This window comes from Metasolibacillus sp. FSL H7-0170 (assembly GCF_038593115.1).
Taxonomy (GTDB): Bacteria; Bacillota; Bacilli; order Bacillales_A; family Planococcaceae; genus Metasolibacillus; species Metasolibacillus fluoroglycofenilyticus.
The window spans coordinates 864618-878191 of sequence record NZ_CP151964.1; the positions used below are offsets into that span (position 1 = coordinate 864618).

At 41.5% G+C, this 13574-nt stretch carries 13 protein-coding genes; all 13 read right to left on the reverse strand.

Annotated features, from left to right (window positions below; translation table 11 throughout):
- Positions 1 to 82 precede the first annotated feature (82 nt).
- Positions 83 to 571: an immunity protein YezG family protein gene (locus MHH70_RS04115; protein WP_342472635.1), complete on the reverse strand. Its 489-nt coding sequence runs from the start codon at positions 569 to 571 to the stop codon at positions 83 to 85.
- A 5-nt stretch (positions 572 to 576) separates the two neighbouring features.
- Positions 577 to 1935: a DNA/RNA non-specific endonuclease gene (locus MHH70_RS04120; protein ID WP_342472636.1), complete on the reverse strand. Its 1359-nt coding sequence runs from the start codon at positions 1933 to 1935 to the stop codon at positions 577 to 579.
- A complete protein-coding gene (locus MHH70_RS04125; RefSeq protein ID WP_342472637.1) occupies positions 1935 to 2312 on the reverse strand; it encodes a hypothetical protein in 378 nt (125 codons plus the stop codon). Before MHH70_RS04125 ends, MHH70_RS04120 begins: the two co-directional genes overlap by 1 nt.
- 329 nt (positions 2313 to 2641) lie before the next feature.
- Positions 2642 to 3097 carry an immunity protein YezG family protein gene (locus MHH70_RS04130; protein ID WP_342472638.1) on the reverse strand — a complete coding sequence of 152 codons (456 nt, stop codon included), beginning with the start codon at positions 3095 to 3097 and terminating at the stop codon, positions 2642 to 2644.
- A gap of 19 nt (positions 3098 to 3116) precedes the next feature.
- Positions 3117 to 4427 (reverse strand): DNA/RNA non-specific endonuclease, encoded by a 1311-nt coding sequence (locus MHH70_RS04135; protein WP_342472639.1) that lies wholly within the window; start codon positions 4425 to 4427, stop codon positions 3117 to 3119.
- Positions 4427 to 5884, reverse strand: coding sequence for a contractile injection system protein, VgrG/Pvc8 family (locus MHH70_RS04140; protein WP_342472640.1), 1458 nt, complete (start codon positions 5882 to 5884; stop codon positions 4427 to 4429). The genes MHH70_RS04135 and MHH70_RS04140 overlap by 1 nt, the downstream gene beginning before the upstream one ends.
- Positions 5885 to 5902: 18 nt before the next feature.
- Positions 5903 to 6313 carry a DUF4280 domain-containing protein gene (locus MHH70_RS04145; RefSeq protein WP_082798950.1) on the reverse strand — a complete coding sequence of 137 codons (411 nt, stop codon included), beginning with the start codon at positions 6311 to 6313 and terminating at the stop codon, positions 5903 to 5905.
- 26 nt (positions 6314 to 6339) lie between these two features.
- A complete protein-coding gene (locus tag MHH70_RS04150) occupies positions 6340 to 6888 on the reverse strand; it encodes a serine protease (protein ID WP_107942540.1) in 549 nt (182 codons plus the stop codon).
- Between the two features lie 13 nt (positions 6889 to 6901).
- Positions 6902 to 8032 carry a pentapeptide repeat-containing protein gene (locus MHH70_RS04155; protein ID WP_342472641.1) on the reverse strand — a complete coding sequence of 377 codons (1131 nt, stop codon included), beginning with the start codon at positions 8030 to 8032 and terminating at the stop codon, positions 6902 to 6904.
- Positions 8033 to 8043: 11 nt separating this feature from the next.
- Entirely contained in the window at positions 8044 to 9465 is a 1422-nt protein-coding gene (locus MHH70_RS04160) for a hypothetical protein (RefSeq protein ID WP_342472642.1), read from the reverse strand.
- The gene (locus tag MHH70_RS04165) at positions 9462 to 10097 is read right to left on the reverse strand and encodes a hypothetical protein (RefSeq protein WP_342472643.1); all 636 of its coding nucleotides are present in this window, start codon (positions 10095 to 10097) and stop codon (positions 9462 to 9464) included. Before MHH70_RS04165 ends, MHH70_RS04160 begins: the two co-directional genes overlap by 4 nt.
- Positions 10098 to 10114: 17 nt before the next feature.
- On the reverse strand, positions 10115 to 10888 hold the full coding sequence (locus MHH70_RS04170; RefSeq protein ID WP_066163759.1) for a DNA and RNA helicase: 774 nt from the start codon (positions 10886 to 10888) through the stop codon (positions 10115 to 10117).
- A gap of 21 nt (positions 10889 to 10909) precedes the next feature.
- Positions 10910 to 13555 (reverse strand): molecular chaperone, encoded by a 2646-nt coding sequence (locus tag MHH70_RS04175; protein WP_342472644.1) that lies wholly within the window; start codon positions 13553 to 13555, stop codon positions 10910 to 10912.
- Between the last annotated feature and the right edge of the window lie 19 nt (positions 13556 to 13574).

Below are 13574 nucleotides of genomic sequence, written 5' to 3' on the forward strand. Positions count from 1 at the left end.
TAAAACTCTTAAAGTTTAAAAACCTCGAAAGGCATTGAGCCAATCAAGGTCTGAAGTTTAAAGTTCATGATTTAAAGGGATTTTATATTTTATTTTCTTCAAATTTCTTCATTCTTTCTATTAAATCTACATCTAGCTCTTCTTTGTTATAACTTACATACTTATACTCAAAATACTTAATCCTTGCTGTTGGACCAAATTCACTTTTGTGCCAATTTGTATAATCAAAATGTACGTTTAATTTACCTTTATCGCTCAGCAATAACGTCACTGAGAACCAAGGTTCTTGCTCGTTTTTAATAAATACATCTTGAAGTTTAACAATTAGTTCAAACAATTTATGCAGTTCTTTATTATAAATCTTTTTATCTACACCGTATAATTTTGGAATAAAATGCGAAAACAAGTACTCCTCTTCTTTATCTTTAGGTCTAAAAAAGAAAAAAACTCCCCCTTCCTTATCCTTAACTTCACCATTAAAATAGAAATTACTCCATTCAATAGGTATAATCACATTAACTTGCTGTGCTATTTCTTTATATAGTTTATTCAATTCTATTTCAAAACTCATCAATTTTAACCCCCTTTTTTATTTGCAATCTCACGAATTACTGGAAATTCCCCTTCAATTACATATTCAACCAAAAAGGAATCTGGCCGCATTGAATCTCCAGAATATGTCGGATTGATTTGTACCGTCACTTTTTTCGGCGGTGTTTCTTTCAGTGCATTCGCCCATTCTGTCTCCATATCGAACCATTCTCCACCCGAACGATTAATTTGGCTATTTTGTGGTACTAGGTTATCAATATCCTTTGGTCCTTTAAACTGAGCTCCGATTAAATGGCCTCCGTCATCATCTGGTAATCTATCCTTACCTCCTACCGTTCTTTGTGCATAAGGGCTTCGGTCTGCTTTCCCTAATACGAGCGTTCCTTCACACTCAACAATACGTCCATTGTAATCTGTACGGTACGTATACCCATCTGGTGATTTATATTCTACATTCGGTTTTAAAACTTTTTTTCTACCATCCTTTGTGAAATGCTCACCATATTCCACTGGGGTCGGCTTCTTACTTGACTGCGGCTCTTTCTCTTTTTTTCCTGAGGATGGAGAGGTACTTGAACGACGATCCTCCATTCTCCATACACTGTTATGCGATGATGAACCACCTACTGTCGCCAATGTAGGCTCATTCCCCCGCAACGCACGACCAGCGTTATCCATACTTTCTCGCATGCCTTGCTTCGCTTGGACCATCATCGTATTGGCTTGGGCTTTCAGTTCCGTTGCCTTCGCAGCGGCTTTCTCTGCTATTTTTTGACCGCCCTCTTTGAGCTTGGCAAGCGGTTCCGAAAGGCTGTTGACGAGTTTATTGCTATTTGGGATGATTTTCATTGCGCCTTTGCCGACATGCTTTGCCCCTTTGACGAGTGGACCGCCGATGATGGCGGCACCTGCGATGGCGCGTTCGGCGGTGCTGAGCTTGCGTCCGGTAATCGGGTCGATGCCGATAACCGCCTCAATGCCGGCTTTTAGATTGCCGACAATGGGGATGAAATCGACGCCGATGGAGAGACCTTCACGCCAGCCACCTTTTACCCATTTTTTTGTTTTTTTATAGGCAGCTAGCACAAAGCTTTTCGCATCATTCTTCACCCACTGGACTAGTGCGAGCTCATCTAGGTTGTTTTGCAGCTTGCGGGCGTAGGTGGTGACTTTGCCGAGTGCTTCTTCTACGGATTCCTCTAATTCCTCGAGGAGCTCCTCCACGCTCTCCTTTAACTCGGTTAGCTTCGCTTCTACCTTTTCAGCAACTTTTTTGACTTCTGTTTTCACTTTTTGTGCGGTTTTTTTCGCACTTTTGATGGCATTTCCTACGACAGGAATGCTGGCAATGGCTTTGCCTATCGATTTCCAGAACTTCCCCATTAGGCACCCCCTAATGGAACAGGGGCTTTCGAGCTACCTGTCATGTATACGACTTGTCCTTGAATATCAGCAATGCCATCGAGCACGAGGCTGCTTGAGCGACACGTGAAGTGGATGGATTCGGTCGCTGTCCACGAGATGGTGTTGCCTGTGAGGACGAGATTGCCGCCTGCTGTCACGGCTAAAGGATGCTGGCTCTGCACCTCGATTCCACTGTCTTGGTGTACGCTGATATAGACAGCACTTTCCGTCGCAGTCAAGGTCACTGCTTGCGGGTCAAGCTTAATTTCCTTGCCGTTTGCATTGCCCCAGTAAGCGGTGTCAGCCTCAGCCGTTTTTGGATTCTTGTCGCCATCTTGGCGTAAGCTCTGTCGCACAAAAGCTGACCTTTCTTCAAGGGAGGGAACAATGAGTTGAACACTGTCCCCTTGCTCTGGCGGGCTATAGAAGCCACTATGTTCTTCTGCACTATAGGGGTTGCCAGTGAAAGAGATTATCTATAGGCTTCATCTATGTATAAAAACACTTGCCATTCTTTATAACAGACAAGTGTTTTTAATCTAGTTCTTCTAGCCGTATAATATCTCTTACTTCCTACGTTAACGAACTTCTTTCATCTTCTTTTAATCTATACTGTCAATGTTCAATTCAATTAGAAGTAGTTAATCATCGCCTCATACTCTTAGCTGCTTATTCATACAAACAATTAAAGATTATTACTTTTCACTTCTTCAAACCACTCATCCGCGATATCACCAGCCGTTTTAACATCATCATTAAAATAGATTAACTCATACTTATATTCAGCTTTGAAATTTCCACTCTTAACATCATATATTAATTTCATCTCCGTTGGCATATCTCTTCCGTGTTCTTCACACAGTACTTTAATTTTTTCAATATCGTCTCCTATTATATGTAATACCTCAAACATCCGTTTTGGAGACACATCATATCTCGCATCTCCTTCCTTCAATGCCTCATTCACTTTATGGCATTTTACATATTTATTATTAATCTGATAAAAAAACCTACCTGAAATAACACTCTCTTCACATGAAGCATAGATATATACTTTATCAGCTCTATCTTCTACATACTCCATACATATGGATATCATATCTGCTTGTAATTCACTAAATTGTTCTTCGAATTCTTTCATCCTATTTTTCACTCCTCGATTAATTTATGAGAATTTCGAATTCTGGTTCACCATCAATAGTATAGTTAACTTTAAATTTCTCCGGGCGTTTATTATCACCCGAGTAAATAACTTCAATATCAATCGTCACTTTTTTAGGAGGTGTTTCGTTTAAAGCTGCTGCCCATTTATTCTCAATCTTCTTATATTGACTCAAATTAACATTTGATAATTGCGAAACTAAATTGTCAATTTTAGGAGAACCCCCAAATCTATCAGCCACTAAATGGCCAGCATGATCTTGACCTTTCACTTTACCAGGCGTATTTTTACTATGAGATAACCTCTCCTCTCTTTTTGTTAATTGTAAATTATCTGTTTCAAATTTAGCAATCCTACCTAAATTATCTGTTTCATAAAAATAATTGTACTCTCCGGTTTTATATCTAACGTCAGGTTTCAATTTATTTTTTCTACCATTTGTAAATTGTTGCCCTGTTTCCACTAATGTTTTGGCCCCAATTACTCCGGAACCGCCTTTATTTATATCTATCTGAATTGTCGAACCGTTAACCTTCGCGCCATTCGCACCCGCCATCGCCAGCTGCGGCTCATTCCCCCGCAACGCACGACCAACGTTATCCATACTCTCTCGCATGCCTTGCTTCGCTTGGGCCATCATCGCATTGGCTTGGGCTTTCAGCTCCGTTGCCTTCGCAGCGGCTTTCTCTGCTACTTTTTGACCGCCCTCTTTGAGCTTGGCAAGCGGTTTCGAGAGGCTGTTGACGAGTTTATTGCTATTCGGGATGATTTTCATTGCGCCTTTGCCGACATGCTTCGCCCCTTTGACGAGTGGACCGCCGATGATGGCGGCGCCTGCGATGGCGCGTTCCGCGGTGCTGAGCTTGCGTCCGGTAATGGGGTCGATACCGATAACCGCCTCAATGCCGGCTTTTAGATTGCCGACAACGGGGATGAAATCGACGCCGATGGAGAGACCTTCACGCCAGCCACCTTTTACCCATTTTTTCGTTTTTTTATAGGCAGCTAATACGAAGCTTTTGGCATCATTCTTCACCCACTGGACTAGTGCGAGCTCATCTAGGTTGTTTTGCAGCTTGCGGGCGTAGGTGGTGACTTTGCCGAGTGCTTCTTCTACGGATTCCTCTAATTCCTCGAGGAGCTCCTCCACGCTCTCCTTTAATTCGGTTAGCTTCGCTTCTACCTTTTCAGCAACTTTTTTGACTTCTGTTTTCACTTTTTGTGCGGTTTTTTTCGCACTTTTGATGGCATTTCCTACGACAGGAATGCTGGCAATGGCTTTGCCTATCGATTTCCAGAACTTCCCCATTAGGCACCCCCTAATGGAACAGGGGCTTTCGAGCTACCTGTCATGTATACGACTTGTCCTTGAATATCAGCAATGCCATCGAGCACGAGGCTGCTTGAGCGACAGGTGAAGTGGATGGATTCGGTCGCTGTCCACGAGATGGTGTTGCCTGTGAGGACGAGATTGCCGCCTGCTGTCACGGCTAAAGGATGCTGGCTCTGTACCTCGATTCCACTGTCTTGGTGTACGCTGATATAGACAGCACCTTCCGTCGCTGTCAAGGTCACTGCTTGCGGTTCAAGCTTAATTTCCTTGCCGTTTGCATTGCCCCAGTAAGCGGTGTCAGCCTCAGCCGTTTTTGGATTCTTGTCGCCATCTTGGCGTAAGCTCTGTCGCACAAAAGCTGATCTTTCTTCAATGGAAGGAACAATGAGTTGAACACTGTCCCCTTCCTCTGGCGGGCTATAGAAGCCACTATGTCCCTCTGCACTATAAGGGGTTGCCAGCGAAAACCATGTCGCCTCCTCTTTCTTTTGCTTTTCATCCATCAACAAATGAAGACGTACTTGGTCTTTTTTGACTTCCAACACTTTCCCCTGTAGTGCAATCCCTGTATGAGCCGAGAGTGTTTGTTTCGCTTGGTAAATACCTGTTTTGGGGACGAGATGATAGTCATACGTCCATACTCCTTGCTCCATACGAGCAATGGACTTGGCGATGACGAGCTCCTTGCCTTGGAAATGCACGCGGTCGCCTAAAGCGGCTGGCTGTGTGGAAGTCACGCTATAATGCAGTATATCCTCCTCCGCTAGTGGGTGGCTTGTATCATTTTGTTTCGCTTGTAAATATAGCATGCGATTTTTGCTTACACTATAATGATTCGCCGCAAGCTGTACGATATTCCCTTCCGGTAAACCAAACCATAATTTAGGCTGTGCGCTGTCAACTGCTGGCACAAGTACTGTGCGGAAATGACTCGCTAATCTTTGGAGAAATTGCCAGTCTGTTTCCCTATATTGTAATATAAATGCTTGTGTTTTTGCACCCTTGGATGCTTGGTCGATAATATCTGCACCTGCATAGCTTTTTATGATTTCACGCAGCATGGCTTCATAGGTCATTTGCCCATTTTGAAAGGAGCGGGATTGCTGCTTATAATCAAGCTGCGCTGTAGCAGATATTGCCTCTAATTCGATTTGATAAATCCCTCTGACCATCCGAACAACTAACTTTGTTACTTGCCCTCGAAACAATGGACGCACGCGCTTACCTTTACTCAGCTGGTATAGCTCAACTTGGTCCATACTCGTTGCCTCCTGCATACATCGGTCTTTTTGTTCTGCAGGGATGATTCCAGTTAAGACCAGCCTTGCATGGTCATTCACTGCTTGGCTAAGGCGTATATCCTGTAATGTCTGCACATCATAAGGGGATACAAGCGTTAGTTCACCGTATCCAATAGCTTCATGCTTGCTCATCTGCCTTCCTCCTTTCCATTATTCCTGCCCGTCATCCTCCACACGAATTGTTCCACAATATAAGCACATATTCGTTGATTGCGTCGTTAAAGCAGGGGAGTTTTCAATTAATTGGTCACTTTTACCGTTAATCCAAGGCATTGTTAGGACAGGTGTGCAGGGCATAGGCTTTAAAACACCGTTATTAGCTGCTGTAGCCGCAGCGACGGCTGGATTTGCCAATGTTTGACATAGCCCAAAAGGCTGGACATGAACGTTCGGTTGAAAGTCCATTTCATTCATTTTCGCCTTATTTTTTAGAAAAACCCCATGACTAACAGGCAATTGCAATGTACTTGTTTGGTCTCCCTCAGAACAGGATAAGGTTGCACCTGCTACAACATAACTAAGCTGTACGGCACCTTTGTTTTGTAATGGTTGTTCTGCCATGCTCATTCGCCTCTTTCTTTAAGTAATTAGTTAAATAACTCCTGCCATCTGCCTTCTGTTTGCACTCTTTGTAGCTGGATACCGCGAAATTGTCTGCGCAATAAGCTTTCAGCCAGTTCGATATTGATTAAAATAAATGGCTCATGAATTCCTTCGATTTGAAAAATGCTGTAGGGCTTAGCTTTTTCTTCATCAATGACTAGCTTTTTGAGCGTGCCATCGAGATGGAATTCTGTTTGTGGCGATAAACAAGCTATTTTAGGTGGAATCATTAGCCAGTAAAGCGTTTGCTGGACATTTGGAATATCAGCCAAGACAACAGATTTCCAAGGTAAGCTCGTATCATATTTTTCAATAAGCTGTTTGAGTGTGTCAGAAAATAATGCAATTGGTCTTTCAATAAAGTCGATATAATCAGGCTCTTTTTTAGTCGTTATGGAAAACTGTCGGTTGACTAGCTCTAGTTCTTCTAGTCGCTCGGCCGTTAACAGCTCTTTTGTGAGTACTTTTGTTATTCCTATTGGTTCCACTGCCTGTAGGTTGCGTTGGTCCTGTCTTACAATAAAATAGTTCATCGCCTCTACTCCTTTATTGCCAAATAGCTTCGGCTGCTTGCTTTGCTGTAAGCTGTATCGATGGCTGTGCTGCCTTTGAAAAAATTGCGCCTTCTAAATTAGCACCCGCAAAATGAGTATTATATAAATTAGCACCTAGAAAATTAGCACCTCGTAAATCAGCTCGCTCAAAATTGGCTCTTTCTAAATTAGCACCTGTAAATTGAACGGGGTAATAGCCTGGCATGTCCCATTGTTGGCGACTTTCCAGACCCACTGCCCCCTGTACTTGTTGAAAATTTGCACCTTGTAGTTGACAGAGGCTAAAATTTGCCTCATGTATCATACTTGCACTTAAATTAGCGTTCATTAAATTCCCCTTTGCAAAATCCGTCCCTATTAATGCACAACGACATAGCTCGCTATTTGCTAGATGGCTATTTTCAAAAAACGCATAGCGCAAATCTATGTCATTGTACATACCGTTGGATAGGTCAAGCTGACGAAAGTTCTCGTAGGCATAGACATTGGGCAATTTTTCACCTAGCCATGCTTTTATTTCATCTGCGGTTTTAGTGGGGGTTCCTTCACGATAAACTGTTTCACTGTAATCGAAAAATTCCCCTATGCGCACTTCAAGGTTTGCCTCTCGCTCTAGTTGTTCATAGGCTGTACTTACTGCTCCATCTCTAAGTGCAAGGCGTGCGAGACTAGCAATATATTGGTGAAAATACTTTACATCCTGTAATTTCAAGCCATCTATTTCTAGCTGGGAAATCGTCCCTGCAAACACTTTGCTATATTTTTCGAGCTCCACTATATATTGCGCTAAAAATTGTAATGCCCAGCTCGCATCATAAATCGTGATAATTGGGGCAGCATCAAAAAACCATTTGCCTGTTGTTCCTTCCACTACATAGCGAAATTTGCCCTCTAGCAATTCCGTACGCAGCAGCGAAATCGTGATATTTCCAAGCGGCTCTTTATGCTGAAGAATTTGTTGCGCTACAAGCTGCTCGCAAATTTGTTGAAAAGCCTGCTGAAATTGCCTAATAAGCTGCTCCCTATTTCCTTGGAAATAATCTTCTAATGCAAGCAAATAGCGTAATCGCATTTGCGCAACTTCCTGTTCATAAGAAAGCTGTGACATAACCGTTGTTTGCATCGTTCTCCCCCCTAATTCGCCTTGACCTCTTGACCAAAGATTTGGACATTCCCATCCATTGTGATACTGCTCCCTTGACATGTTAATGAAATTTCCTCGTCAGCAGAGACAATGATTTTCTTACTCGCATTCACTGAAATATCTGCCTGTGAAGTCAATTGGATAGCCCCTTTACTATAGAGCTCAATACCACTTGCTTCATTTAAGCGAATAAAGACACTGCCATCCTGTGCTGTAATCACAATTTCATCTGGACTCATTTTTATTTCCTTACCAAAGGCGGTACGATAATATTTTGTTGCAGGATCATCGAGCTTGTTTGTAGCGCTTGTTTCTCGGTTTTTACGAATCGAATGGCTCGCTACTCCTTCCTCCTCTTGATGTGTTGGGAAATAAACATGAACAAAATCATTGATTTCTGGCATTGCATACCAGCCACTGCTGCTCTCTGCTGTATATGGTGTGCTATAGAGAAACCAATGTGCCTTGCTTTTATCTTGCTGTTCATCAATTGTAAGATGCACCTTCATCTGGTCCTTTGCCACCTCTAACACTTTGCCCTCTAACGACAATCCGGGAATTGCTTCGTTAAAAACTTCCTTTTGCTGCATACCGTTTTCCGTCGTTAAGGTATATAAATGCTTTAATAGACCATCTTTCATTGTTGTATAAATTTCATATACATAGAGCTTCTGCCCATTAAAAGTTACTGTATCGCCTAGCGCAAAAACATCGTCTGTTTCAATCTCATAATATAAAAAGTCCTGTTCTGTCATGCCTTGTTGACCATTTTCTGTATAGCGTAAATAGTCTGCTAGATTTTTGCGCGTTGTATAATGATAATCCTCTAACTTGCCTCGCTCCTGCCCATTCGGTATACCAAAATAAAATTTTGGCTGCTCAAAAGTAGAGGCAGGTACTAAGCCTGTTTGAAAGCGTGAAGCAAGGCGCTTTAAAAATTGCCAGTCTGTTTCTCGGTATTGCAATGTAAATTTTTCAAGGTTCGCACTATTTGTTGCCTTATCGATTACATCAAGCCCTGTATATGTGGTACTTAGCTGTTTAAATAAGGTTGCAAATACCATCTCTTTGTCTTGGTAGGAGCGTGTATTTTGTTTAATATCAAGCTGGTAGGTGCTAGATACTGCTCCCATCTCCATATAATAAATACCGCGCACCATTTGTATTTTTATGTCTAAAATCATGCCTTTAAAAAGCGGAGTTGATGTGCCCTGTTCAGTAAGCTGATTTACCTCTATCGTCGTTTGCTTTTCTGCCATTTCTACATATTGGTCACGCATTTCATCTGGGACAATTGCCGTCATATATAAATGTGCATGCTCATTTATTTTCTTCGTTAATGTGAGTTCTTGCAGACTTACAAGCTGAAATGGCTCTACCTGCAACTGGTGATAGGTCGTTACCCCTGTCATTGCACAATCCCTCCTTTATCTTGTCGTTGCATAAATTGGATGCTATCGATGATTCCTAATGCAATCGGCTGCCATGTATCAAAATCTCCCTCTAAACAATTAAAAGTGCCTATGAATGCATAATTATTGAGAGCGCAAAAGAACATTAAATTAAACAGCCTTCCATCAATCGCTGGCGTAATAACAGAAAAATAGCTTATCGGCTTCTCTTGTATGATAGATGTCCCTGAATCCAGCCATTGTGCATTTGGCTGCATTTCCTCCATCCCTTCCACCATCTCGTCTCGAAATTGCTCTACCTCATCATCCATTAACTCCATTGTCGTATGGCTAAAGGCTAAATTAACAGTCGTCGTTTCATCCGTGAAAATAATATTCGGCCTGTGCTCTGATGGATATTTCAATGCAGCAAGCTCCTTTGACATTTCAAAAAACGATGCAGGCATGCGTAGTGTCATGCTACTGTTTAGCATTGTAGTTGTTTGAATTTTGACCGTTTTATTATTGATAACAATAAAATCTTGCGTTAAGTCAATTGGATATACGGCCTCTGCTTGTACCGCCTCCTCATGCCTTTCTTGCTCACGCATTTCATTTCTTAGTGCGAGTATTTTCTCGTCTAAAAATTCCATTTTGATTCAGCCTCCTTTTAATCCACAAGCATGCGTACAGGACGACCTGTATGTGCATCCGCTCTGCGTCTACTGTTTTGTCCATTGCTTAAAATGCGCGTTAAATAATGATGGGCTTGCTTATTTGATAATGGTTGGTAGGCTACCTCTAATCGGCTGCTAATATACCAATCTACTACTTCTCGCTCGATACGCTCTTGATTTAAGCATTGGAGCGCAAAGCTGATATCGTAGGGGTTTGTGCTACGGCTTTCAAGCAGCTCTCGCGCATAGTACTTCAACAGCATTGGATGATAGGTGCTTTGCTGTAAGCCTGCATATTGGCAATACAAATAATTAAGCGTGTTGTACTCTGTTGCTAAGTCTGCAAAATCTGTGTAGCTTGCACGTAGCATCGCTCCTGCCTTTAATTTAAAGCGTGCCAATTCGAGCGTATTATCCATTACGGCTGTAGCATCTACTAATAATGGCCTTGCTGTGTACTCCGTATAATCAGGCGTCAGTTGTGGCTCATCGAATTCCAGTAGCAGTGCTGTTTCCCGCTCAGTTGCCGTGTAGGATAGCGTATAATCTGTCGTTAGCGTATAAATAGTGCCTTGCTGCTTTACAATGCCTTTTGCGATTATTAAATTTGTGCCATCCACTGTTATATCCAGTCCAGTAATAATGCCATCTGAATAATTTTGAAAATATAAATCGACAATGTCCCTCGGATAATCGCGCAAGCTTTCTAGCATTCCCCGCTTTAAAATCCTTCCCTTTTGAAAATGGGGGTATTTATTTGTGACCATGTTGGTTCACCTCGTTTCTTACTACTTCAAGCCATCAAAGAAATCGAGCTCTGATAAGTCTGTTTCAAAGGCAAAGAAGTGCTTTTTCCCTAGCAATAATTGCTCGTTTTGACGAGCAACAGGAACGACATGGAAGCCCCAATGGTCTTGACTAGCAAAGACAAAAAACTTTACCTCACCATTGACAATTGAGTCTGTTTCATTTTGCGGAATATGCTCACCGTAATATGTAGCAATTTGCTCATACAGCACTGGAACAAAATCTTCCGCATGATTTGTGTAAACATATTTATAGGAGGATTTATCCTCATGGTTATGCAAGTAAAACTCTACATCGATTACACCTAACGGACGTGAAATCGTCCCGTGTATTTGATTAAGTCTTTCTAGGCTGCTAATTAATAGCTTTTCTTGCTTGTTATGTGTCAATGCACTTACGGCATATGGTACAACAGGTGCATCATTTGTCACATTTGTCTCAATCATGCCGATTTTTTTTGCATTTAAGTAGCGTAGCGCCCCTCGCAGACAGGCAAGCTTTAGCTCTGGTACATTGCCGACGCTTTCAGCCTTTTGTTTAAACTCAATGCTACGTCCCGGCACAAATTCCTTTAAAGCCTCCCGAAAGGCATCAATTTTACACGATTGCCCTGTTAATTTAATAATGGAGTATTCATTTAACACACCTGTTTCATAAAAGTCCTCTAAAAATTTGCGGACAATATCGTAAATATCTGCCTTGATTAAATGGTTAATTTCTTTAATATTGAAGTAAACGTTCGGATAGTCATATACGTCTTGGAATTGTTCGTTTTCCTTTATTGATAAACACCAGCGCTCGACCGCGGTAACATTGAGGTCGCTCTCTTGCTCTGCATCAATTGTCGAGTGGAAACGACTGCGTAAAATGCCCGTTTTACGGAAAAATTCCTTCTTCATTTCCTCCGCCATTTCCCACAAGAAATAATAATTATTACGCACACGTAAATATTCGTCGCGCGTGCGGTTTTCATATTCTTTGAAACGGGTTGGAATGATGTGCTCTGCCTCTAAAAAAGCCTGCTCGAACTGAGCATAGACTGCCTCCACACCAAATTCATCCACATAACGATAAATATCTTTGCCTGGAATATCAATTAAGGCATCAATATCATAGGCTCGCTTGCCGCGATTGTAGTAATTGGCAAAAACAATTTTCATAAATTGGAAAATTCGATATGTAATATTGTTGCCGCCAAAATTAGTATCTCCATTTTCATAGGTTGTATGGATATCAATCTTATAAGAGATACGCCCATCTTCAATGCGAAATTGACAGGAGGAAAGGTCTGTTGTACCACCACCACAATCAATAACTAATGCTTTATAAGTTTTGCCATCCAAAAAGCTATTGTTTTCTATTTGATTGGCGATTGTATTGTAAAGAACGGCCATGCCTTCATCAAGCGCATATGTTGTTTCAATATGATATTCAGGTAGAATTGCCTGAAACATATCTAAAAATTGCGTTTTCAGCTTTACAGGGCTGGAAATATGTAAATGCTGAAAACGGCACTTAAATTGATGCTCCGCAGTCCGTATAATATAGAGCAAAAATTCTCTGAGCATTTGACTGCGCGGGACAATCGCTGTATTGCCGTTAACATCCATAATTTCTTCGCTTTTGTTATAATGATTGACCCAGCGCTTCATGCCTTGAAATTTCGTTGCAAGCGTTGTGTAATTATTTTTTTTCATTACCTGCAAGGCGTCATAGCCAAAGTGATAATGAATATGGTCTCCGTCAGCGCAATCGGCTACGCTAATAATCGTCGGAACAACCGCTGTCCATTGTTGATGAAGCATATCTGGAAAGGTGACAAAATTAATTTGATTCAGCTGGATGCGATTATTAAGTAAGTCTTGCGAGCAGGGCGATGCGACATAGTCATGCGCTAAATAGGCACCTGCTGTTGTATTCGTTGTGCCAAAATCAATCGCTAAAATCGCATTTGTCGTTTCAAGCTCCTTAATTTCTAAATCTAATATAGGTACTTTATAATAGTGCAAATTTGTTGGTGGCTGCGGAACCTCTTGGTAATAGGTTTTGTATAAATAATCCGAATCTTGCTTTCTCAAAAAAATAAAGCTATAGTTTTTATTTTTTGTATTTTGCATATTCATTGCGGTATCTGTTACGAAGTAGTAGCGATTTGGCTGCTGCTTGTCCTTTTGCAATGTCAAAATCGCACATAGCGCTTGCTGCTCATTTACAAGTAGTACATTCGATTCTTCAACTAGCCCAGCTGTTTCTACAATATATTTATCTGTTGCATCTATTTTCATCTCTCGATAAATACTCATTTTAGCAGGGACTTTAATATTGCCATTATCAGCAAGCGGCGTTTTTAAATAGCTTTGCATAGCGGCCTCAACTCGTGCAAAGCCCCCTTCTGCATATTCCTCAATTAACAAATGCTCCTCCGCGCCACGATAACGTAAAATCATTTGCACAAGTTGGTCTCTTGTTAATGTATTGACAAGTCCTTTTACAAGCTTTTCCTTGTAGCAAATATTGCGTAGCTGAAAAGTTGTCATTTCCATTAATTCAGCGCGTGTATATGTCACCATATAGCGCTCTGTATAACGTCGATTTGTATGTAATTTATAGGAATAATTAGCTTTCATCTTGCCATCCTCCTTTGTA